The sequence below is a fragment of the Nitrosospira multiformis genome (assembly GCF_003050865.1).
GTDB classification, from domain to species: Bacteria; Pseudomonadota; Gammaproteobacteria; order Burkholderiales; family Nitrosomonadaceae; genus Nitrosospira; species Nitrosospira multiformis_E.
This window is the reverse complement of sequence record NZ_QAOK01000001.1, coordinates 1-22346: the sequence shown is the minus strand read 5'-3', so window position 1 is coordinate 22346 and position 22346 is coordinate 1. Positions and strand designations below refer to the sequence as shown.

Sequence of the window (22346 nt, the reverse complement as noted above, 5' to 3'; positions counted from 1 at the left end):
AAATGGCTCGCAGATTATACTCATCTCATGTTAAGGATTTACTTCATAAACAGGATATTTTGCCTGTTTATTAACGAGAAGCCGGAGATCGGTAGGGGCCAGGCCCGATTGATTTTTTGCTCCGATCTCAGTTCAGAACTTCGCGCAACACTTCTGCTACTTTCAATCCACTTCAATCGAGTCTGACTTCATTGAAATGGTTTGTAATCGCTACATACTGCGCGATTGATAAATTTTCTGCTCGGAGGTTAGGGTCAATCTCCAGCTTCAGGTAATCGCCAGGCTTGAGATAATTGCGTAGTGTGTTGCGCAGGGTTTTGCGGCGGTGCAAGAAGGCGGCGGAAACAACTTCGGCAAATAATTTTTCCTGGCTCGCCTCGACCAGCGGTTTCTTGAGTGGAATCATGCGAATCACCGCCGATTCAACTTTTGGCGGCGGGCGGAAGCATTCGGCCGAGACGATGAAAAGCTGTTCCATTTCGAAGCGGTATTGCAGCATGACTGAAAGCCGTCCGTAATCCGAGGTGGAGGGTTTGGCTACGATGCGGGCGACCACTTCCTTCTGCAGCATGAAATGCATATCGCGGATGCTGTCTGCAAATTGACTCAGGTGGAAAAGGAGCGGAGTGGAAATGTTGTAGGGCAGGTTGCCCGCTACCCGCAGACTTTCACCGAGGCTGGAGAAGTCGAATTTGAGCGCATCTCCTTCATGTATTGTCAGCTTTTTCGCGGAAAATTCATCACCTAGCCGCTTCACGATATCCCGGTCGATCTCCACCACGTGCAGATGTTCAAGTGACTGGAGCAGGGGCCGTGTCAATGCTCCCAGTCCTGGACCGATCTCTACCATTACATCCTCCCGACGGGGATGGAGGGCGCGAATAATGTCGGCTACGGTTTGGGAATCAACCAGGAAATTCTGGCCGAAGCGCTTGCGGGGGGTGTGCTGCATGTTTATGAGAGTTTGCAGGTTCGTTTACCCTTTGACAAGCTCAGGCGAACGAAGATGCAGGGTTGAGAGCTATGGCTGATGCGCAACCAGCGATGCCGCCATTTCGATAGCCGCTACCAGGCTGCCCGGATCAGCTTTCCCTGTTCCCGCCAATTCAAGTGCAGTGCCATGATCCACGGAGGTGCGGATGATAGGCAAGCCCAGGGTGACGTTGACGGCGGTTCCAAAGCTCGCATGCTTGAGCACCGGCAGCCCCTGGTCGTGATACATGACGAATATGCAGTCGTAATCCTTCAGCTTCGATGGATTGAAAAGTGTATCGGCAGGCAGTGGGCCGATCAGACTCATCCCCTCGGCGCTCAGCTTGTCGAGCAAAGGGATGATGATATCGATTTCTTCCCTGCCCAGATGACCTGATTCCCCTGCATGAGGATTCAAGCCCGCTACGGCAATGCGTGGCTTTGGAATACCGAAGCGATTGACCAGATCATGCTCGATGATGCGCAGCTTTTGCTCCACAGAATCGCTCGTAATGGCACTCGCAACGTCTCTCAGGGGCAGGTGGGTGGTGGCAAGCGCTACCCGCATCCCGCCGCCGGTGAGCATCATGGCGGGACGGCCGTTTGTCAGTTGCGCGAGATATTCAGTGTGGCCAGTAAAAGAAATGCCGGCATCGTTGATGATGCCTTTATGCACCGGCGCCGTTACCATTGCATCAAACTCGCCATGGACGCATCCGGCAACAGCCCGCTCGAGCGTCTTCAGCACATAAGGCGCATTAGCCGCATCGAGTTTACCGGGAGTGGCAATCTCGGCCACGGGAATGTGCAGCACGTGCAGATTCCCTTTTTCCGGCTTTAATTCGCTACGGGAAGAGTAGTCCGTTATTGTCAACGGAAGCCGCTGCAAGCGTGCGCGCTCCTGCAGCAATTCCCTATCGGCAATGACAACGAGCGTGAAAGGTAAGCCCAGTTGGGCGATCTGCACACACAGGTCGGGACCAATTCCGGCGGGTTCCCCCGCGGTGAGAGCGAGCTTGGGATTATTCAATGGTTTGGCTGCCTCGGTCCACGGCGCTTTTTCAAGACTTCCAGCTAGCCTTCTTCCAGCCGGTACTCGACATATGCCCGGTCCCGCAGGCGCTGCAACCATTCCTGGAATGCCGTCTCCGCTTTGCGGGCGCGGATCGCCTGGCGTGCGGACTGGCGCTTGCGCTCCTGACTTACATCCTGGGTGCGGCGCTCGATGACCTCAATGAGGTGCCAGCCAAAAGGAGATTGGACAGGTCCGCTGATTTCTCCCGGTTTAAGAGCGCTCATGGCCTGTTCAAATTCCGGAACCGTATCGCCCGGCGAGACCCAGCCGAGATCCCCCCCGGTGGGGGCGCTGGCATCTTCCGAATGAAGCTTCGCCAGTTCCTCGAACTTGCCGCCATGATCCAGGCGTTCTTTCAATTCCGTTACACGCCTGTGGGCGTCGGCCTCCGAAGTGAGCTCGCTGATTTTTATAAGAATGTGACGCGCATGCGTCTGGTCTATCACGGTGGTTACTATTTCCTGGTTGCGGCGGTCGACCAGCTTGAGGATATGAAATCCATTCGGGCTTGGAATTATTCCGGTAATTTCTCCCGGTTTCATTGGAGCCAGTATTTCGGCAAACTTTTTTGTGAGTTGGGCGGCGGGGCGCCAGTTAAGCAGGCCACCTTCCATCGCATCCGGCGCATCCGAGAACTCGGCGGCTACCTGGGCAAACTCGACTCCTGCCTTCAATTTTGCCAGGACACTTTCTGCCCGCTGCCGTGCCGCATCGCGTTTCAAAGGGTCGGCTCCTTCGGACACCTGCACCAGAATATGGGCAATGCGATACTCATCGCTCTGACTGGGCGAATCTTCCTGCGTTTCCAGAAAATGATCGACTTCCCCTTCAGTCACGCTCACGCGATTGCTTACCTCACGCTCTTTCAGCCTGACCAGGATGATTTCCTCGCGAATCTCGTCACGGAATTTGCTGAAACTGACCCCGTCTTCCGCCAGCGCCCTGTCGAACTCATGCAGGGACATCTTGTTTTCCTGCGCGATACGGCGCAAAGTCTGGTCGAGTTCCGCGTCGCTTACGGTCAGTCCGGTTTCGTTCGCAAGTTGCAGTTGCACGCGGTTCAGAATTATTCGCTCCAGAAGCTGCTTTTCCAGTACAGCAGGCGGGGGGGGCTGTACGCCTTGCTTTTGCAATTGTTTCAGCATGGCGCTGAGCATTTCGTCCAGTTCATGGCGGGTAACCACGTTCTCATTCACAACCGCAACGATATGATCGATAGTTTCCACCCCGGAATGCGTCGGTTGCGGGGCAATGGCCATTCCGGCAAACAGGGTTAAAAGGGGAAAGGAAATGGGAGAACGCGATGACAATTTCGTGCCCATGTGAATAAGCTTCTGGAATAGGGGAGAGATGGTGTGATCGTGACGTGCGAACAGTGATAGATGTGAGGTCTATGGCCCTTCTATCAAGCTGCTTCCCTGGCTACCCGTCCTGATATACCCGGGAATGCTGCGTTGCAATACGGTCAACGGGTTCGATCCGATTTGCATCAGGCCGTTCAACTCAAGTTGCAAAAAAGCCGCTGTGGTCGATTTCTGCGTAGCAAGGGTCAAATGCTGAAGCACAAATCGCAACGACCAGCAGCACGCATTATACTCAACTCCTGCCAGCCCTTCCAGAATTCTGTGGTCTAGTAGCGAGTAATTCAGGCGGGCCACCGTTTGCCATCTTTCGGACCATCTCCACTGGCTGGAAGCATCCACCTGATGCAGCACGTCGCGGGTAAAACGGTAACCGAAATTCAACACGCGACCGGGTTCGGGACGATAGCTCACACCCGAGCGGACCACATCGGCCAGGAGGCGCGCCTGGTCAAATTGGAGGCTGGTGTCGGTACTGATGGTCGGTGTGAGAAAACCCGACACAGCGGCAATAAAATCGGGTCGACGATCGACGGTTTGCGGAGTCTCCAGCATGATCCGGCGATCAATAAAGCTTAATTGATGCCCAACAGCCACACGCAAACGCTCCCTCCCGGTACTGGACTCCAGCAGGCGGGTCGTCAGCGCAAAAGTCACCTGGTTGGCATCATTGATACGATCGCTCCCGCTGAAACGGTTTTCCGACAGCATCTGCGCAAAGCTGAAGTCAGTCTTGGCGGAATCGAAATTCGGCAACTGATCTTGCGCGCGGAACGGGACGTAAACATAGAATATGCGCGGCTCGAGCGTCTGTGTAAAGCTTTCTCCGCCCAGGGACGTTTTGCGATCGAAGGCAATGCCGCTGTCGAGGCTGAATATCGGCAAGGTGCGGGTGGGGGTTTCATCCGGCGAGCCGGCATCCTCCCCGAGGCTGTAACGGGTGTAGTGCATCCCCACCTTGGGCGTGATGAAACCGAATGAATTGCGAAGAGGGTAGCTCATGCTTGGAAAGAGCACGATCCTGCGGCCGCTGACCAGGGTGGGGTGGGAGAAGTTCGTCCAGCTCCCCAAAAGATTGACATCGACTCCCGTTCCCAGGACGTCGGGCTTATTCGCGTTCAACCCCACCTGCGGCAGGCGCTTGTAAGGCACGACAATTGCGGCCAGGGGATCCTGAATCGTCTGGAAGCTCTGGACAAGCGAGGTTACGTTAAATGTGCCGTCATCTCCCAGCCCGCGGTTGTAAGACAGCAGTCCCTGCTGCAGCAGGTTGGTGCGGGATGTGAGATTCAGGTTGTTGCCAAAGTGGCGGAAATAGGCATCATCCGACACCCTGTTGTAATCCAGACGAGCGGAAAAGCCGGCTCCCAGATAATGATTGTGCCAGAACGAAGTGCGCCATCGCGTCGTTTCCGTATCCAGGTCACGAGGCACGATGTCGGCGAGCAGGTTGCTGCTCGAGTTTCTGCCCAGAAAGCGAAATTCGTTGTTGATCGCCAAGCCACGCTTCGACATCATGCGTGCGGAAAACGTGGCATCATAGTTGGGCGCGATGTTCCAGTAGAAGGGCAAGGCCAGTTCAAGACCCGTCCTGCCGCTGGTGCTGTAAGTGGGCGCCAGTAATCCTGATTTGCGCTCGCCACTGTATGAGAAATTCATCCAGGGGGTATACATTATCGGCACATCCTTGAAGGTAAGCTTCACATTTTTGGCGGTGCCCACTTTCTTGTCATTGTCGAGCTTCAGATCAGCCACCTGGAGAACCCAGCTGTCATCTCCCGCCGGGCAGGTGGTGTAGTTGGCCTTCTGCAGGCGGTACTGATTCTCGCCTTCAAACAGGAGCATGCCCGCATAACCGCGGCTGCTCGCATCCTTCAAACGATAGTTGGGCTCGCTTAACTGGCCGGTTTTGCTCAGCAGATTGAACTTGAGATTGGATCCTTCCAGTATGTCACCTTCCTTTTCCACGCGAACGTTGCCCTGGGCTTCGGCATCGTTGGTACTCTGGTTGTATTTCATCCGCTCAGCAGAAATAAACTGATCTCCGGTAGACAGTTCCGCCTTGCCTATCGCTTCGATTTCCTGCTCCACGTGACCTTGCAAGCGGTCTGCAACGACGAACACGGGGGGCTGTTTGTCCGTTTCCGCCTCAACTTCCGCCAGTTTTTGCTCAACCCCCTCGGGCTCAGCCTCGCCGGCAAGACGCAGCCTTGCTTCGCCCGCTTCTTCCCTGTGCCCTCCAATGGGCTCGCCTTCTGCAAACCCCGGTCTGCCCTCGTCTGCTTCTGCCGCCGCCGCTGCCCTCACGGACTTCTCCCCGCGCTTTTCCGCAGATAAACTGCGCGGTGCAGCCTGCGTCGTAGTGCGCAGCCTGGGCCCTCCTTCTTCTGCGACGGGTCCGGGAAGGCGTTCCATACCGCTCGGTAAAACCATGCTTTCCGTCTTCTCCGATTCCTGGGCTGAGGTGCTTGTCCGGGAGCCGGTTTTTATTGCGGGGGATAGTGTATAGTTCTGCTGAGGCCCGGACGGCGCATCTTTAGCGGTGGGGCTCGCTTTTTGATTGGGTTTTTTTATCTGATCAGTTGAAATGGTCGAGCGACTGCGCAATTCACTCTCGTTTCTGGCGCCAGACTCGTATTCATGATGACCCCGGATGCGTTCCGTATCGATAACCACCGGTTTATCGTCACCCTCACCAGGAGGGGCTGCGCGTTCCTGCTTTGGTCTGGAAGAAAGAGGCGGCTCGGCGCGCACATTCCAGGCAAGGCAAAACAGCAAAAAAGACCAGCAGACGGAACGGATAAAACGCAATTTCATGTGAAGTTCTTCAACCTGAAAACGATATCATCCGGAAATGGATGAATGCCTATTTTCAAGCTCATAAGTCTCGCGTCACCGTATGGAAGCCGCTGTATGGAAGCATGAGCGCGGAATAGTGGGGCGCCGCGCGTGCAAATGGAAGCTGCTCCTGCATGCAGTCCGCCGCTCAACCGGCACCAGTAGTGGCTGCAAGCAAACAAAAGCCGTAAGTGTAACAAAAAAGAGTGACAAGCCAGCAGGGATGAGGTCGAACGTCCAATCGAAGCACGCTGACAGGATGAAACGGGCCAATTCCGGGCGGGCGTATCGGGCGGACATATTTTAGCCGCCAGCAGGCGGACGCGTAATTCATTTTATATATATCAGGAGCAAGCTTTGCATATTCATATTCTTGGCATCTGCGGCACATTCATGGGAGGCATTGCGGCAATTGCACAGGAAGCAGGTCACAGGGTTACCGGTTGCGATGCTGGAGTCTATCCTCCAATGAGCACGCAATTGAAATCGCGGGGTATCGAGTTGATCGAAGGGTTTTCTCCGGAGCAAATCAGGCTGAATCCTGACCTGTTCGTGATAGGGAACGTAGTGAGCCGCGGCAATCCCCTCATGGAAGAGATTCTTGACCGCAACCTGCCCTATATTTCCGGTCCTCAATGGCTTTCGGAAAATGTCCTGCGGGGCAAATGGGTGCTTGCGGTGGCAGGGACGCATGGCAAAACCACAACCAGTTCCATGCTGGGGTGGATTCTCGAATATGCGGGAATGGAACCGGGATTCCTCATTGGGGGCATACCGCAGAATTTCGGAATCTCGGCGAGATTGGGTAGTTCAGGTTTTTTCGTCATTGAAGCCGACGAATATGACACGGCTTTTTTTGACAAGCGTTCCAAGTTTGTCCATTTTCACCCCACAACAGTCATTCTCAATAACCTGGAATACGATCATGCAGATATTTTCAGGAACCTGGAGGAGATCGAGCAGCAGTTCCATCACCTCGTGCGCATCGTCCCCGGCAAGGGTCTTATCGTCAGCAATGGCCAGGAAGAGAATCTGGAGCGGGTTCTGGGGAAGGGATGCTGGACGCCCGTCGAAAGGATAGGCGTCGCCCACGGGTGGGAGGCAAACGTCCTCACGGACGATGCGGTTGCCGTATCCTTTTTTGGCGAATCCCAGGGAACACTGCTGTGGGAATTGCTGGGAAAGCACAACCGGATGAATGCGCTCGCCGCACTGGCCGCCGCTCGTCACGCCGGTGTACCGGTAAAGACAGCCATTGCCGCGCTGGCGGAATTCAGGAATGTCAAGCGCCGCATGGAAGTAAGGGGTGTAGCAAGGGACATCACGGTCTATGACGATTTTGCCCATCACCCGACAGCGATTCGTACAACGATTGATGGGCTGCGCAGCAGGGTGAAGGAGGCGCGCATCATTGCCGTGCTTGAGCCACGCTCGAATACCATGAAAATGGGCGTATGGAAAGAGAGTCTGGCAGCTAGCCTGACAAGGGCGGACGTGGTGTTCTGCTACGCTGCCAACCTGGGCTGGGACTTGTCGCAAGCGCTGCTTCCGCTGGGCGAAAAAGCGGTTGCCTTTGAAGAGCTGGACCAATTGATTGCTGCGATTACAGCATACGCCCAACCAGGCGACCATATACTCGTCATGAGCAACGCCGGTTTCGGCGGTATTCACGAAAAACTGCTCAAAAGGATGGCCGCAGTCGCAGCAGACGAAGTTGCCAGCGGGTAAGGGTTAAGCCGTCGCCAGTCAGGCAGACAAATATGGCGGGACAGGAGCCGGGTTGACAATCAATGCGGTGATTTTGCCTTGCCGCAACTCGCGCTGATCCAGCGTCCCCTGGTATCGGCGTGCTCATTGACGGGAGTGTTTTGCACCCTGCCGTTGAACACGGTCCATCCCGAAAAACTCTCCGATGTCGTAAACGAACCCTCAGCCCGCCCCTTGCCCTGCAATTGAGGATTGGTGCAGACGAGATCCATCTTGTAGTCATTCTCGGTGCGGAGGGCATTCTTGATGCTGCATCCCGCTTCGTGAACGTGCAGATAGGAAGGAATCTCCTGGTCCGCCATTTCCTGAGTGATGCAGATTCTGGAGGTGGCCGCTCCATTCTCGATCCGGGGTAGATCCAGTCCATATTGCTTCGCCAGATTCGTCAGCTGCCGCATTTGCTCAGGGGGAATCTGTGGCACCAGGGTCAATAGCATCGACGTCGTCGTTATTTCCCATAAGCCGGGCCGTATAGGGGTTTCTGCCGCATTGCCCACCGAAACCATGAATAACAGTAGTGATGGAAGGATTTTTCGCATCGAATCTTTCTAACCCGGTTCTCCAGATATTCACGTTGATTATACCAGCCGCCCGCAAAGAGTTGACTCGCAGAAAGCGGGACGTTTATATACTAGACTGAGGTCGTAGAGGCCTGCCTCCACTGTGGTTTCCTCATCCGCGAACGCTGAAGTGAGGAATTCTGGCGACCGGCCCATCAAGGCGCCGTCATACCCGCGAAAGTGGGTATCCAGATTTTTTCAAGGCAATATCTGAAATCCATCCTTCAGCCGCTGTAGTAAGGAGGGTATGAAGAAAACACATGTTCTGGCGCGGATCATTCTGTTGCTGGTCGGTGCGATATTGCCGGGCCATGCGATGCCAAACGATGGCCGATTGCGCCTCACTTCTGCACAGCCATCCGGCGCGTCTGCGATGAAAGTGTGGCCGAGGGCCGATACCTCCGGATTTTATGCCGCGGCATCCGGGCTTACTGCTTCGGAGCGAGCCGGTCGCGAGATCTGGTACAAGGCGACTGCCGGCAACAGCCGCTTTTATACCTATGTGTTTCCCCAGCGCCTCAATGTACAGGTCGACTGGTATCGCGTCCTCAACGCGCATGAGCATGAAGATCGCTTTGCAGCGTGGGGTCTCATCAACGATCCTGACTGCTGCGTGCCGGGTACCGCGGGTTGCCCCGCGAGGACGCGGGAAGAAACCTACGGGTTCGAATGGTGCCCCGGGGATGAGGAACTGCTCAAGCACGTAGGGCATGCTGGTTATCGCGATCCGGCCTGCGATCATGCGGACACGCTTCCCATAAGGACAGATCCGCATCACGGGAGCAAGGACCAGCGTCAGTCTGCATGTGATCTCGCTTTTGGCACCTCAACCGGTGCTATCGGTTTCAGAAAATTTCCCAATCCCCGTTTTGACAGATCTCGATGGATCGCATTGAACGGGAGTCTCGCAGGTTGGGATGGATATCGCGTGCCGCTCCCAAAACAACCGGGAATGGGCAGCAGCGAATTCAGCCGCCTTGCCGATGGCTCGATCGAGCCACCGTTTCTGATCGGCATCACCTGCGCGTCCTGCCATGTCGCTTTCGACCCATTGAAGCCTCCCAAAAATCCGGCTGATCCAAAGTGGGAAAACATCCGCGGCACCATCGGGAACCAGTATTTGCGAATTTCGGAAATACTCACCTCCGGAATGGCGGGAGCGACGCTTGAGGCGCGGTTGTTCGGGCAGGCGCGGCCAGGCACGTCTGATACGTCAGGGATCGCTACTGATCAGGTGCACAATCCCGGGAGCACGAACGCCATTACTCATACCCAAGTACGGCCGACGTTCGATAATGAACAGGTCATGCGGTGGCGCAAGGTTGCGTCGTGCAAGGTTGCCGACCCCCGCTGCTGGTGCGAACCCGGCCGCAATGGCAAGTGCTGGCTACGGGAGAAGTCTGTTGCGACAGTTCATCACCTTCTGAAGGGCGGTGAAGACTCGACCGGCACGCTTGAGGCTATTCAGCGTGTCTATATCAATATCGGAAGCTGTTCAGAGCAATGCTGGATGAACCATCTGACTGACCTTCGCCAACTCGATCCGCATCAACGCAATTTTGGCCAGACACCCTTCGACATTGGCCAGTGCCGCCGGGATTGCGCCAGTTTTCGCGCCATTGAAGATCGGCTGGAGAACATACACGACTTTCTTTTGTCGAGGGAAGGCGAAGCCACGGATCTCGTTGGCGCTCGCGAGCTTGCGCTACGTGATTCAAGCCCGAATGCCGTTTATACCATGGCGGATCTCGAAGCTGACCTGAACAAAAAGTTTGGGGAAAATGCAGTGAGACGTGGCCGTGAAGTCTTTGCGGATAAGTGCGCACGCTGTCATTCGTCTATTCCGGAGCTCGTGGGTGGAGCGTTCCACAGCCGGGACTTTCGGGCAGTCGATGCGACCGGGATGCGCGCGGACTGGCTGGGCTCGGATGAATCTGTCTTCGTCTCTGAAGCAGGCACGCATCGTTGCCGTTCCCTGCATTCGAATCATATGATGGGACACATCTGGGAAGAATACGGCTCCGAAACACTTCGCGCGCGGTCTCCAGATCCGAACATTCGCGAACCGCATGATGGTGGCCGAGGCTACTATCGTAATATTTCGCTGTTGTCAGTATGGGCCCATGCCCCGTTTTTGCACAACAATTCCGTTGGTCCGGAGCTTTGCGGGAAGCCGGCAAACCGGATGAACAATTTCTACCGGTCGCCGTATGTGGATGCAGACGGGCAGGCAATCCCGGTAGATAAAGCACAGGGCTGCTGGTCATATGATCCGAGTGTCGAGGGGCGTTTCAAGCTGTATGTGGCCTCGATGCGGGATTTGCTCAATCCCGGCAGGCGCACACCAAAGATTCCCCGCATCGATAACGACATACAAGTCACGCTCGGTGCCAGGGTTTGGGATGGTAAGCGTGAGGGTGAATTGCTCGGCTTTAACCTGGTCCTGCCGGCGGGTTTCAGCGTCGGCAGGGTTACAAGCTTCCAGCACAAGGCCTTCGTGAACGACATGCTTCTTGCCAGACGCAAACCCGCCATGGCGGAGGAGAAGCTCGTCAGGCAGTTTGGCCGCGGTGAGGGCAGGAAAATTGTCGGAGATCTGCGCTCTGCCGCCGGAGTGCTGGCGAAGGAACCAGGACACATGGCTGAAGTTCTCCGCAACTTTCCTCGCCTCATGACAAGCTACGGTTTCTGTACAGCAGAGATCGAGAACGAGGGGCATCCTTTTGGAGAGGATCTGTCCGATGGCGACAAGGATGCACTTATCGCCTTTCTCGCTACACTTTAGCAATGAAAGCAGGGACAGGGATAAGGATAGGGATAAGGGCGGCGAAAACGGTCATTGTCTGTGCAGGCGTTACACTTGGCGCCTGCGGTAGCTTGCATGGCTCGTCACCTTCCGCCATCAGGTTTGCCAGCTATGGCGGCTATTATGCGAGCAAGCCCGATTTTGCGCGGGTTGAGCATGAGTTTCCCCTCACTTCTGCCCATCTGGCCGAACTCACGCCTGAAATGCTGGCTGCATACGATCAGGAGCAGATAGATCAGATCTATGCGCGCCTGACTGCCGGTGTGATCCCTGATGGATTGTTCGATGCGCAGCCGTTTTCCCCGAATGGTATTCCTGATGATCAAATCACCACCGAAACCAGAATCATCAGTGAATTGCCGGGGTTTGCGAATGCCAGCACAAACAGGTTCAAGCTTCTTTGCAGGTACTTGTGGGGCAGGAAGGTGTTTCAGGGCGACGTCCGCTTGGCGTTCACTCGCGTTGATGACCTGACGCCCCTCGACCACTTGCTTGGCTCCCATCCGGCAGCCATTCCCACTATCACTATAGAGGGCCGGGAACAGTGGCTGATGTTCCCCGCACGCCTCTACTGCGGGCAGAGCCTGCTTGATTCGCGCCGGGAGTCGATCATCGTCGATTACTCCTTCAGCGACGATATTCCAGGGTATCCGGAATTGCTTGATCAACTGGTTGGCCGCCATGGCCTCCAGGTGCGCGACGAAATCCGCATGATCCGGCCAGGGTTCTATCTCGGGCGCGTCTATCTCGGCAAAATCTTTTTTCTGAATTTTACCCTCTACGACAGGAATCTCGATCAGCGCCATAGTCTGGGGTTTTCTGGAGGGGAGTCAACACGACAGGATTGCTGGCCAGGGGAGCAGGTCCGTCCAATTGGTTTCAGGTCGGAAAACTGACCATGTGCCGTACTGTATTGCTCGGGACGATTATCGGAGCCTGTATCTCCCTGATCTACGCCCCGTCTGCTGGCGCCAGCGGCAACTGCGTAACGGAGTGCCAGGGTCCGAGTTGGGCCGTTGATCCGGCTGTGTCCGGCCCGGTACTTCCCCCATCCGGCCGGTCGCTGTTCGACTTCATTGCAGCCGATAGTATTCCGTTCCCGTTTGCAGCCCTGGTTCAGAAGATCGAGAGACAGCTTGGGTGTTGGGAAGGAGCGTGCATAACCTCGGTGCTGGTTCCGCTTGGCCGATCTCTGCAGCGCACTGCCGCCGCACCCGATTTTTTCGCCTATCCCCGTGCAATTGTCGCGGTGACAGGGGAGGGCAAAGGTCCATTGTTCGCAAAAGACCGCCTCTATCTTGCTTACCAGGAAAAGACGAATGTGATTGAAGTCATCAGCTACAACGAGGCCGCCGCACGCTTTGAATTTCAGGCAGTGAGGGATTATAGGGAAGGCGGCACACCGCGGCTGGTTTATGCAAACAGGAATATTTGCATGGCTTGCCACCAGAATCACGCGCCGATTTTTTCGCGGCAGTTATGGGATGAAACCAATGCGAATCGACGGGTAGCGGAGAAGCTGTCCCAAGTAAGGGATAGCTTTTATGGAATTCCCGTGCATCGCGGCGTTGATCTCCCCAATCTTATTGACGATGCAACTGACCGGGCCAATCTCATCGGTGTAATACACCGTGTGTGGCTCGAAGCATGCGACTCGACCTGCCGCCCGCTGGCAATAACAGCTGCAATCCAGTACCGCCTGTCGGGAGGCAGGTTTTCAGACGTGAACACTCTGGAACAGGCATTCTCACGCCAATTTGCTGCACGCTGGCCCGGCGGTCTTGCCATTCCGAATCCCGACCTTCCAGATCGGAATCCGCTTGCGCTAGCGGAAGATGCGGAAGAAGATGGGGAAGGGGTTGCAAAGTCGCATGTTGCCGCGGAGTTTGATCCTCTTGCGCCGCGTCCACCTCTTGAGGTATGGACAGCGGGCGATCCGCTGCTGGCGCGTCGCTTCGTGACGGGACTGGCTGCTCTCATCCCCGAGAAGGACCTGCATGATCTCGATGCACGGCTTGCCGGTGGTGCCGGAGCCAGGTGCCGTGTTTATGCTGCGCCTTGCGTGCTTTCCGGGGGACAATACGATTGCCAGGGAGAGTTCATCCTGCATGGACGCAAAAATTTTATCGAGGCTTTTGCTCTCGGCAATGAACAGCCGCTGCATTTCCTGTTTAAAGGCGGGATGGCGACCAGCGATGGATTGAAGGCACGGACTGCGAATGGGAACCTGATTGAAAACATCGAGGTGAAGCAACATCGGGATGGCGCCAAAGCTTTCGTTACCATCACCGAAGATTTCGCCCCCTTGCGCCGGAGAATATCACGGTTCGCATGGCCGGAGGCACCTCTAACCCGGGCGCTCCTCCGCTCGGCACTTGACCTGGATGTGGTGGGCAAAGAGAGGGAACCACCTCTTCTGCCAATACCTGTACAGGCTGACATCGAAACAGGGCTGCCTGTACCTGAGCCGGGAACCGTTTTCAAAAAAGCGTGCGGATCTTGCCACCTTACAGCCGAGCGTTTTCCGCCAAACTTTCTTGCGGGAGATAGGAACCAGGTCAGCAGGAGCCTGGCGCAATGTGCGCCACGTATCTTCGTGCGCCTCTCGATGTGGGAGATTGCACCTGCCTTCCGTGCCAAAGTGCCCATGCCGCCGCCGCTCGCATCGCGGAAGGGCAGCCCCTGGATGCAGACAACGCCTCATCCATCCATTGCTTTACTCCGGGCCAAGGTTGCGGAGTGGCTGCGTTCGGAGACGGGACGTACCCCTGACGTGACGGAAATGATTGCCGCAGGTTATGAGAACCTGCGTCCGTGCCTGCCCCCCGCTACCGCTGTAGAACCTTCCGAGGCGCCGCAACAGGAAGGAGCGGGAATCAATCAGTGAACCGTTCTCCTTGCTGGCAGAGTGCGGGGAGCTATGAACGGGAATGTAAGTGTCGGCTTACGCTTTCGGCCGACATGCTTTCCGCATCCTCGCTGATCACGTCGCATGCTTTTTCGCTGATCATGTAGACGGATGAAGCGATGAAGAAACCGGGTATTTTGGGAAAAACGGAAGCATCCACAATGCGCAGATTCCGGGTGCCATAAACGCGAAACCGGCTGTCGACGACAGCCATGGGATCAGTGGCAGCGCCCATTTTACAACTGCACGAGGCATGGTGTCCCCACGCCTGGTTTTTTATGAAACGCCGTATATCTTCACGACTCTTGACTTCCGGACCAGGCACAACCTCCTCCTCGATCACGTCGGAGGAAAGCCTGACGATATTGCGCACTGCTTCCACTCCGGCGACAAGCGATTCCATGTCTTCTCCAGCGTTCGTGCCTTCCGAAAAATAATGAAAGTTTATATCCGGTACATCGCGGGGATCGGCGGAGCGGAGCGTGACCCGGCCGGCTGTATTAGCGGTATGACCCTTCAGGATAGCCCAGGTAAAGGCATTTTCCGTTCTGGCGATATTATCGGCATAACCGGGATAATATCCCCGGAAATCCCCGATCAGGCCGAAAATGAATAAATCGGGATTGGGGCGTTCGGGAAACGATCGCTTCATGAGCGCGATCGTCGCACCATTGGTGGTGTAGGGCCCGACGCCCTGAAGCCACTGGCTGAATTGGGGATCGGGTGCTTCGCCGGGGGCGGGACAGCGAAGTTTCATTCCCTTGATCAGGGGGATGTTTTCCCTGAGCCGGGTAACCACTCCCAGTTCATAACGATCCTGAAGGTTTTCTCCAACCCCTGGCAAGTCTACTTTTACCTCGATGCCATGGCTCACCAGTTCTTCCCGAGAGCCGATGCCGGAGAGCTTGAGCAATTGGGGTGTATTGAATGCGCCTGCGGAAACAATCACCTCCCGTTCTGCAAGCACGGTTTCCACGATCCCTGGGGTTGCTGTCCCATGCCGCGGATCCGCACGGTACTGGTGGGCGCCGGAAATGTACTCCACCCCATAGGCCTTGTTCTGTTCATCGAGCAGGATGCGCTTTGCCAGCGCATGAGTCCTGACTTCGAGTAAATTCGGGCATTGCTCGCGAACGCGCAATATGTATTCCCGGGTTCCAGCCCGACGCCCCTGCCGGGTAGTGATCGGTATCTTGCACAAGCCTTCCGGCCTTCTGCGAATGAAACGCCAATCGTTGGGATCGCCATGGGTTTTTATCTTGAGCAACGTTCGTTTGATCGGGTTGATAATGCCGCTCAGCGATTCCTCGAGCGCAGCTTTTGAAAGCCTTCTCAGGACTTTGTCTCTCAGCAGCATTTCCCGCTCTGCCAGATTTGTCGGAAGCCAGCCTCCGAATCCATGCCGACTATCCGGTTCTTCAGCCCGGCTGGCATATTCGCAGCGCTCCATCCGCTTGAAATACTTGTGCATGTTTTCGCTGCGCCAGGATTCATCGCCGGTCTTTTCGGCGATATAGTCCCAATCGCTATTGTGGGGATAGATCAGCAGCATCGCATTGTGCGCAGTACATCCCCCAAGGGTGCCAGAGCGCGGGTAAAGCACACCGTTCTGTTCCGGAACGAACTTGTCATCCCGTTTCTGCTGCTCGTCATCGGCGTAGTGGCGTACAAAGAAGTCCCAGCGCAGGGCCTCGTGCTCCGAGGCACGCGCATGAAAGGCGGGAACGTAATATTCACAGGGGTCGTCGTCTCCCCCCGCCTCCAGCAACAGCACGCGGAAACCTTTTAGGGCAAGGTTGCAGGCGAGTGGGCCGCCTCCTGCGCCGGAACCGATGATGATGTAATCAAATTTGTTTTCCGCGGCTGGCGGACAATCCAGGGGAGCAAAGGGCTGCGAGGAACCCTTCCAGAGAAGGGTAGAGCAACTGGCAAGAAGGGTGCTTGCGCCGGATACCAGCAGGGCGCTGAGCTTGACAAAACTGCGTCGGGAGATCAAGGCGAAACCAATAGTATTTTTCTGTGGAGAGTCGCAAAAATCATTATAAAGGAAAAGTTTCCACCGGTTTGGCTGCAACTTCCCTTCGGTTTGTCCTCCACTTTGCAATAAGAATTCGCACCGCTCCCCCGAGGGGAGCGGTGATTCTGGTGCAGTGCGTCACATCGTTTTGAGGAATTCGATCAATGCGCGTTTATCGCTATCTCCGAGTCCCGGCCGCCCCTCGTCTCCCGGCAGGTAATCGGTTCCAAAATAGTGACCTCGGTTGACCACGAAGTCCGGGCATTTGCTCACGTCGATGAAGGGATCGACCAGGTCAGAATAGACCTTGCGTAATTCCGCATCCGTGATCCGGTCGGGTGTTATCTTGGCGGCGATCAAATCCCCCAGATGACCTTTGAGTGTCTTCAGCAGCGTCTTGACTTCGCCGCCTCTTTTTTCGAGGTCCAGATTGGACAGAAGGCTGACGGGCGTGCCCTCCGGTATGGGTCCCAGGTTCAATACGCCATCATGGATCGGCAACCTGACATACCAGGGCAGGTAACCCTCGGGTATCAGCAGCCAGCTTCTAGTCCAGGTTCGGTCGATGATGCCTGGCACTTCCTTGCCCGAGCGGGTGACATAAGTGCGGCTTTCGCAGCTTGTTCGTTCCTGAGCCCCATAATTCTTTTCTGCATAGTAACCACCCCCGTACAGGTCTTCCTGGTCGCAGTAGCGTTTTTCCGGCCAGAGCAATTGCTCTATCCCTCCATAAAAGGATTTCATCCTGTCCTCAACAGTACCCGAAGGATAGAATTTGCCCAGGGTGTTATTCAACAGAAAGGGTGCGGACGACCAAAGGCTTGCAAGCGAAGGTGGTCGGATATACCCGCGTCCCCCCCCAGGCATGGAATAGGTGCGTGGCTCCCGTGTCACGGGGTGGTGAATCAGCGCACTCCCGACGGAAGGCAGTTCCTTGTATGAGGTGGAGGAAAAATTATCCCAGGTATCGCCCTTGAGCGCGTTGGTTGCAAGGGAAGCGCAAATATTCGTTTCAAGGAGGGTGACAGGAACACGCAACTCGGTAGAAAGATAATTGTCAGCAAGGAAATCCTCCTTCAGAACGATTTCTTTCATCTCCTGCCTGAATTCGTCGGTCTTTGTCCAGTTCCAGTACTGGTTCCAGCAACTCAGATAATCAGGCCCGACGCAACCGTTATTGGGGAAAAATTTCACCGCTTTCTCCGGCAGCTTGCTCGAGTGGCAGCCGGCGCAGTTCTCCGCAAATACTTCCTTGCCGCGTTTCAGGGTGGCTGCGTCAGTGGTCAGATGACGCTTGCCTCCCGGCGCTTCCGCCAGATAATCCGGCCGGCTGGCTGCGAGGAAAAACAGCGATGTATCCAGAGTCTGGTTTTCCGTTGCCCGCCAATAGCTGGAATTCTTGTTGGCGGTGGCGATCGGGAACGGCGTGAACGGCTTGCCGCCGATGAGTGGATTGATATGCTGAAGCCATTCCTCGCTGAAAAGTCCGATATTTACGAAAACGCGGTTAAAGGCGCCGAGTGCGCCCACAGAATCCGCTCCATCCTTGAGCACCCGTGGGGTGAACACCGTGCCCGATTTTTCGAAGAACCTTCTCAGCGGACTTTCGGGAGATATCTCCCGATAATCATTAAACTGCTTATTGTTCAGCTCATCACCCGTCAGTTGCTCCTTGCCGGAGCGCAACGCATTTTTCATCCGCGCGCCCAGGTTATATACCCCATTCATGCTGCGCGGATTGTTTATGTAGTCCGTTGAAATGAGCGAGGTATCCAGGGCGCCTGGGCGATTGGTACTGAGGAACTGATAGGCGAAGCTGTTCTTGTCAGCTTCGTAGGCGAATATCCGGTCGAACCAGAAATATTGTGCGCCGGGATTGGAATTAAGATTGGCCCATTGCGGGTTTTCCGGATCCTTGGGCGGATTGGAAGGGTTCGGGCCTACATGACAGAACCCGCACGACATCCCGACCCGATAGGGCTTCACCAGGTTGGCATCGTTGTAGTAGGACGGATCGGTATAGTATCTTTCCGGGTTCCAGCGCTTTTTTGCGGCTTCATCGAAATCGGGATTGGGGAACAATCGCAGTCCTACAATCCCACTCGCATATCCGTAGTAGGATCCGATCGGCACTGTCTTGCCGCGCGCGCCGATCTTTACGCCGGGGTATTTCTCTTCATTCTCGAACGGGTCCGCCGCACAATTCGGATCGCGCACGTCGAGATACAGGCCGAAGCGGTCCACGCGTCCTAGCGGCCTGCCCTGGGTATCCACGTTCTTCCTGAAGCACGGTTCGTTGACAAGACCGAACCAGTACCACCGGTTATCCCGGCTATATCCCGGTTTTTCCATGAGATGCGGATGGTTTGAAAGGACCTTCAGGAGATCGAAGCTGCCCTGGCTGTTGATATTGATGTGGTCCCAGAACTTGTCATCGCCGCCTGTCCAGACTATCCAGTTATTCCGGCCCCTGACGATGGCTTTTACAGCTTCTTGCGGAACGCGGGAAATACCGGGAACAAACGGTTCCAGCGTGGCGACAACCTTCTGCGGGTCTTGGCTGATCCCATAGTCCATGTCCTTGAAGTAATCTTCGTCCGCGCCGGGGAAGCTCTCTGCTGATCGATTCGCGCATTGTGCCTCGTCCTTCACTGCTCCTGCCTTCGCAAACGGACCTTCAATACATTCGGCTGCAATCCAGGGCGGGCGCTTGTAGGCACAGCCGATAAGCAATGTAGTCAATCCCATTGCGATGAGAGTGATGGCAACTCTTTTGGACTTCATGTGGCAGCCTCCTGGGAGAAATCATATATTATTGGTTTTTGCCGGTGCCCGGAAAAAGCATCTTCCAGTAATAATGGAAGGGTGGTTTCTTTTTACAACGACGTCGAGTCGTAGACGTAACCCAGGTCTTTCGTATCCACCAGGTCATCGTACGATTCCCCCCACGGATCCATGATGCGATCAGACCCACTCAGGTTGGGATCCGCTGATGAATTGGCCTGTTGCCAGATATGCCACAAGCGGTCCACTTCAGCATGATGAAGCCAGAAAACCGGATCCGTGGGGGACGACATCGTATTATTCATGATGCCGCCCACCCAGGCATGACCGTGATTATGAGCGGGAAGGCTTGTTCCGTCCGGCCTCCGGCCCCAGCCCTCGATTCCATAGGTGAATTTCGTGTAATCATTCTCATTGTCCAGACCGGTATCCTGGATGGAGAACTGGTTAACGATGATATTCACATCAGTCGCGTTGGCCTTTTGGGGTGGCGAAGCATTTTTGCGTGACGGTGGCGGCGTTCCCCTATCCGGATCGTTTGCAGGCAGAAAGCCGTTCAGCCAGGCGGGGAAGGGGTCTTCCCAGCGCCAATAGGGAACCGCGAGTTTTTCATTGGAGCCAGGGCGGAGAACAGTGTCAACACGCTGCAATTCCCGCTCGAACTCGACGAGATAACGACGGTGCCAGCCCAGAAAACGATAAAGGCCAGTCTCGCCCATCATGCCATGCATATCATGCGACATGTCCATGTGAAACCGGACCAGTTCCAGGTATTTGCCTTCCTCCACCAGGCGAACAACCGCATTGCGAAATGCCTCCCGGTTTTCCGGCGAAAGGTCCGCCTGATTCTGGCGGGTGACCGGTGCGCCCGGCGGTTTGGGTGCGAAGGCGGCTGCCCCGCCAAGCAGGGGTTTTACGAGTTTCTTGTGGACTTCCTTAAGCAACTCCAGCTTGTCCAGCGGAAAGCCTTCAGCCAGAACTTCATCGAAGGTTTCGGGGTGAAGGTGCTCGCCGGTCTCATGCGAATGGTCCATTTTTTTGCTCCTGACAAAGGGTTGACGGAGTTTAGGAAAGCAAGCGGGCAATATGACTCCCGCTCGATGCCCAATACGCCTTACACACAGTAACTATAGTACATGGCGGTTGATCCGCTCGATTTTTCGGAGCTTGGCTGTGGTTTGTCTGTGCTTGGATGGGAGGGAATCGAGAGTTCTGTGTCCAGAGGCGTTTCGTTTCAAAAAACCTGCCGCTTTTACGGCCGTCGATGGCAAGGGGCGCGCTGCAAGTCTTACCCTACATTTAAAATGGCTAGCGCACGGCAGCGTCGCGGATCGGAGCGAATAGTGGTCTGAACTTAGGGATGAGCCGGGTGGGATGTTGGGGGAAAATTCTACTTCTAGCCTGCCTCCTTGATAGGGGAAGCCGACGCTGACACCGGTTCCCAATTAATCCAATCATATAATCGTTTTGCGTGAGCAAAAGTGATTAAAAGGATCTCTCGCGTGAGTTTGTTTTATTCTTACCAGTTCTTCGTAACTTTTATCAAAATAGGTTTTGGTAGGCACGGAGCTGTCTTTGAAACTGATAAAGGCACCTGAGGTATTGGGAATATCATAATTGCGACAAACATCCATCCAGTCAAGCGCACGATTTACGCGGGTGAACACTTCGTTGTTCTGCGCTTCCTTCTTTTGTCCATCAGTTTCGTTCCACCAGGTTTGGTACTGTATGGTGAATAGCTTGTCCTTATAGGGAAAGGCACTTTTTGTTTTCTGCTCCGGGGTAATCACATGCTCATAATAATTGCCAGTGATGGCACCCAGAGTAATATAGGTAACCAGTCCCAAACCTTCGTTGCCGGGTAGTACGAGCGGAGAGGTGAGACTCTTCAGGAGTTTGTAATGCCCCTCCTCACCAAGACCCTGCGCATTGACGAGGCGAGAGATGATTTTATGGGGAGCTGGTTGATCCTCATCAGGAGGAAATGGCAACCCTTCCAATCCCTGCATCAGGCGATCTACGTTGTGAAACGAATAGCGATCCCAGGAACTCATCAATTGATCGCCATAGGGTACGTACCTGTCACCGTTGCCCTCAGTCTTACTGTTGTATTTTCTCCCGGCCTTATCGGTATCTTTAATGGGACGAAGGGCATATCCGGTGGATTTGAAACGTTTATGTATAAACTTCAGCAAGCTGTCTTCATCTCCCTCCCAGTAGCCATACATGGTGCAGCTATGGCTCACGGCATGAGGATCAAAGGGCGCATTTTCGGGAGCATGCCTGGCAGTAATTTTCAAATTAGTCCCTACCAGCTGATTGGCTTCTGAATCGGTAGAAGCAATTACGTCTTCCCAAGCCTTCAACACGGTAAGTGTTGGGGTGGGCGCTGAGTCGCGTATGGCAAATATCTTGTCTTCAGGCACATATCGGGATTTGTTCCAATTGATCTCAAACTTGATCATCTCCCAAGGCAGCTCAAAGGTTTCGATCACAAACTCAGTAATAATGCCATAGCTGAAACCACCACCGCCTTTAATCGCCCACAGCAGTTCCCTTTCCTCCTCTGACAGTTCTCGCTCCTCCTCGGAGCTTTTGCTCATACGCAATTTGCGTATACTGCCATCGCCAAGCACTACGGTTGCACCTACCACACGTTCGCAGCACATACCATACTTGCGAGTCCACGGGCCCCAACCTCCACCCATGGTATAACCTGCTATGCAAACCGTGCCACAGGTACCGTGAACCGCCCCGGGTTTTGTAGAGGCTCCAACATCTGAGAGAATGGAGCTATGAAGAAACAGAACAAGTTTTCCCCCGAGGTACGTGAGCGCGCTGTGCGGATGGTGCTGGAGCACCGCGGCGAGTATCCATCGCTGTGGGCCACTATCGAATCGATTGCGCCCAAGATTGGCTGTGTGCCGCAGACCTTGAACGAGTGGGTGCGCAAGCATGAAGTCGACAACGGTGTGCGTGACGGGGTCAACAGTGCCGAGCGGGAACGGGTCAATGAACTTGAGCGTGAGAACCGGGAGCTACGTCGTGCTAATGAGATTCTGAAGCTGGCGAGCGCTTTTTTCGCCCAGGCGGAGCTCGACCGCCGATTGAAGTAATCAGACAGTTTGTCGACAAGCACCGCGACGTCTACGGGGTCGAGCCACTTTGCAAGGTCTTGCAGATTGCCCCGTCAGGCTATTGGCGATATGCCGCCCGGCAAAGGGATCCAGCATTGCTGTGCGCACGCGCCAAGCGCGA

Annotated in this window: 13 protein-coding genes, 2 pseudogenes and 1 other annotated feature; of the genes and pseudogenes, 5 read left to right on the top strand and 10 right to left on the bottom strand. The window is 55.1% G+C overall.

Going from position 1 to position 22346, the window contains the following annotated elements; translation table 11 throughout:
• Positions 1 to 172: 172 nt before the first annotated feature.
• The 4 genes from rsmA to lptD all read right to left on the bottom strand — a co-directional run bounded on the left by rsmA (position 173) and on the right by lptD (position 6225).
• On the bottom strand, positions 173 to 952 hold the full coding sequence (rsmA, locus tag C8R21_RS00070) for a 16S rRNA (adenine(1518)-N(6)/adenine(1519)-N(6))-dimethyltransferase RsmA (protein ID WP_107760815.1): 780 nt from the start codon (positions 950 to 952) through the stop codon (positions 173 to 175).
• A gap of 69 nt (positions 953 to 1021) precedes the next feature.
• Entirely contained in the window at positions 1022 to 2002 is a 981-nt protein-coding gene (gene pdxA / locus C8R21_RS00065; RefSeq protein ID WP_107760813.1) for a 4-hydroxythreonine-4-phosphate dehydrogenase PdxA, read from the bottom strand.
• Positions 2003 to 2046: 44 nt separating this feature from the next.
• Entirely contained in the window at positions 2047 to 3369 is a 1323-nt protein-coding gene (locus tag C8R21_RS00060) for a peptidylprolyl isomerase (RefSeq protein WP_107760811.1), read from the bottom strand.
• Between the two features lie 69 nt (positions 3370 to 3438).
• Positions 3439 to 6225, bottom strand: a complete 2787-nt coding sequence (lptD, locus tag C8R21_RS00055; protein ID WP_107760809.1) for an LPS assembly protein LptD — start codon at positions 6223 to 6225, stop codon at positions 3439 to 3441.
• A gap of 378 nt (positions 6226 to 6603) precedes the next feature.
• Here lptD and mpl point away from each other — a divergent pair, with 378 nt between their 5' ends.
• Positions 6604 to 7974: a UDP-N-acetylmuramate:L-alanyl-gamma-D-glutamyl-meso-diaminopimelate ligase gene (mpl, locus tag C8R21_RS00050; protein WP_107760808.1), complete on the top strand. Its 1371-nt coding sequence runs from the start codon at positions 6604 to 6606 to the stop codon at positions 7972 to 7974.
• 59 nt (positions 7975 to 8033) lie between these two features.
• Here the strand turns inward: mpl and C8R21_RS00045 are convergent, their stop codons facing one another.
• A complete protein-coding gene (locus C8R21_RS00045; protein ID WP_107760806.1) occupies positions 8034 to 8552 on the bottom strand; it encodes a DUF3617 domain-containing protein in 519 nt (172 codons plus the stop codon).
• Positions 8553 to 8820: 268 nt separating this feature from the next.
• Here C8R21_RS00045 and C8R21_RS00040 point away from each other — a divergent pair, with 268 nt between their 5' ends.
• Genes C8R21_RS00040 through C8R21_RS00030 form a run of 3 tightly spaced genes read left to right on the top strand, consistent with a single transcriptional unit; the run spans position 8821 to position 14266 of the window.
• Positions 8821 to 11358 carry a cytochrome c gene (locus tag C8R21_RS00040; RefSeq protein ID WP_181258814.1) on the top strand — a complete coding sequence of 846 codons (2538 nt, stop codon included), beginning with the start codon at positions 8821 to 8823 and terminating at the stop codon, positions 11356 to 11358.
• A gap of 2 nt (positions 11359 to 11360) precedes the next feature.
• Positions 11361 to 12275, top strand: a complete 915-nt coding sequence (locus C8R21_RS00035) for a hypothetical protein (protein WP_107760804.1) — start codon at positions 11361 to 11363, stop codon at positions 12273 to 12275.
• Between the two features lie 2 nt (positions 12276 to 12277).
• Positions 12278 to 14266 carry a hypothetical protein gene (locus tag C8R21_RS00030; RefSeq protein WP_107760802.1) on the top strand — a complete coding sequence of 663 codons (1989 nt, stop codon included), beginning with the start codon at positions 12278 to 12280 and terminating at the stop codon, positions 14264 to 14266.
• Between the two features lie 31 nt (positions 14267 to 14297).
• On the opposite strand, the gene C8R21_RS00025 is transcribed toward C8R21_RS00030, so the two are convergent.
• The 5 genes and pseudogenes from C8R21_RS00025 to C8R21_RS16610 form a co-directional block, all read right to left on the bottom strand.
• Complete coding sequence (locus C8R21_RS00025) at positions 14298 to 16283, bottom strand: GMC family oxidoreductase (RefSeq protein ID WP_258192163.1); 1986 nt, start codon at positions 16281 to 16283, stop codon at positions 14298 to 14300.
• Positions 16284 to 16442: 159 nt separating this feature from the next.
• Positions 16443 to 19088 carry a c-type cytochrome gene (locus C8R21_RS00020; protein WP_107760799.1) on the bottom strand — a complete coding sequence of 882 codons (2646 nt, stop codon included), beginning with the start codon at positions 19086 to 19088 and terminating at the stop codon, positions 16443 to 16445.
• 92 nt (positions 19089 to 19180) lie between these two features.
• Positions 19181 to 20122: a tyrosinase family protein gene (locus C8R21_RS00015; protein ID WP_146162421.1), complete on the bottom strand. Its 942-nt coding sequence runs from the start codon at positions 20120 to 20122 to the stop codon at positions 19181 to 19183.
• Between the two features lie 420 nt (positions 20123 to 20542).
• Positions 20543 to 21691: a BBE domain-containing protein gene (locus C8R21_RS00010; protein WP_181258822.1), complete on the bottom strand. Its 1149-nt coding sequence runs from the start codon at positions 21689 to 21691 to the stop codon at positions 20543 to 20545.
• A gap of 15 nt (positions 21692 to 21706) precedes the next feature.
• A pseudogene (locus C8R21_RS16610) lies at positions 21707 to 21949 on the bottom strand (FAD-binding protein); the annotation flags it as partial.
• On the opposite strand from C8R21_RS16610, the pseudogene C8R21_RS00005 reads away from it, so the two are divergent.
• A pseudogene (locus C8R21_RS00005) lies at positions 21884 to 22346 on the top strand (transposase); the annotation flags it as partial. The pseudogenes C8R21_RS16610 and C8R21_RS00005 overlap by 66 nt on opposite strands.
• Positions 22162 to 22278, top strand: a sequence feature (AL1L pseudoknot). (Overlaps the previous pseudogene by 117 nt.)

What these genes read in the sequence shown, in the direction of transcription:
- rsmA (WP_107760815.1), bottom strand. Translation starts at nt 952, where the DNA reads ATGCAGCACACCCCCCGCAAGCGCTTCGGCCAGAATTTCCTGGTTGAT.
- C8R21_RS00060 (WP_107760811.1), bottom strand. Translation starts at nt 3,369, where the DNA reads ATGGGCACGAAATTGTCATCGCGTTCTCCCATTTCCTTTCCCCTTTTA.
- lptD (WP_107760809.1), bottom strand. Translation starts at nt 6,225, where the DNA reads ATGAAATTGCGTTTTATCCGTTCCGTCTGCTGGTCTTTTTTGCTGTTT.
- C8R21_RS00045 (WP_107760806.1), bottom strand. Translation starts at nt 8,552, where the DNA reads ATGCGAAAAATCCTTCCATCACTACTGTTATTCATGGTTTCGGTGGGC.
- C8R21_RS00040 (WP_181258814.1), top strand. Translation starts at nt 8,821, where the DNA reads ATGAAGAAAACACATGTTCTGGCGCGGATCATTCTGTTGCTGGTCGGT.
- C8R21_RS00035 (WP_107760804.1), top strand. Translation starts at nt 11,361, where the DNA reads ATGAAAGCAGGGACAGGGATAAGGATAGGGATAAGGGCGGCGAAAACG.
- C8R21_RS00030 (WP_107760802.1), top strand. Translation starts at nt 12,278, where the DNA reads ATGTGCCGTACTGTATTGCTCGGGACGATTATCGGAGCCTGTATCTCC.
- C8R21_RS00020 (WP_107760799.1), bottom strand. Translation starts at nt 19,088, where the DNA reads ATGAAGTCCAAAAGAGTTGCCATCACTCTCATCGCAATGGGATTGACT.
- C8R21_RS00015 (WP_146162421.1), bottom strand. Translation starts at nt 20,122, where the DNA reads ATGGACCATTCGCATGAGACCGGCGAGCACCTTCACCCCGAAACCTTC.
- C8R21_RS00010 (WP_181258822.1), bottom strand. Translation starts at nt 21,691, where the DNA reads ATGAGCAAAAGCTCCGAGGAGGAGCGAGAACTGTCAGAGGAGGAAAGG.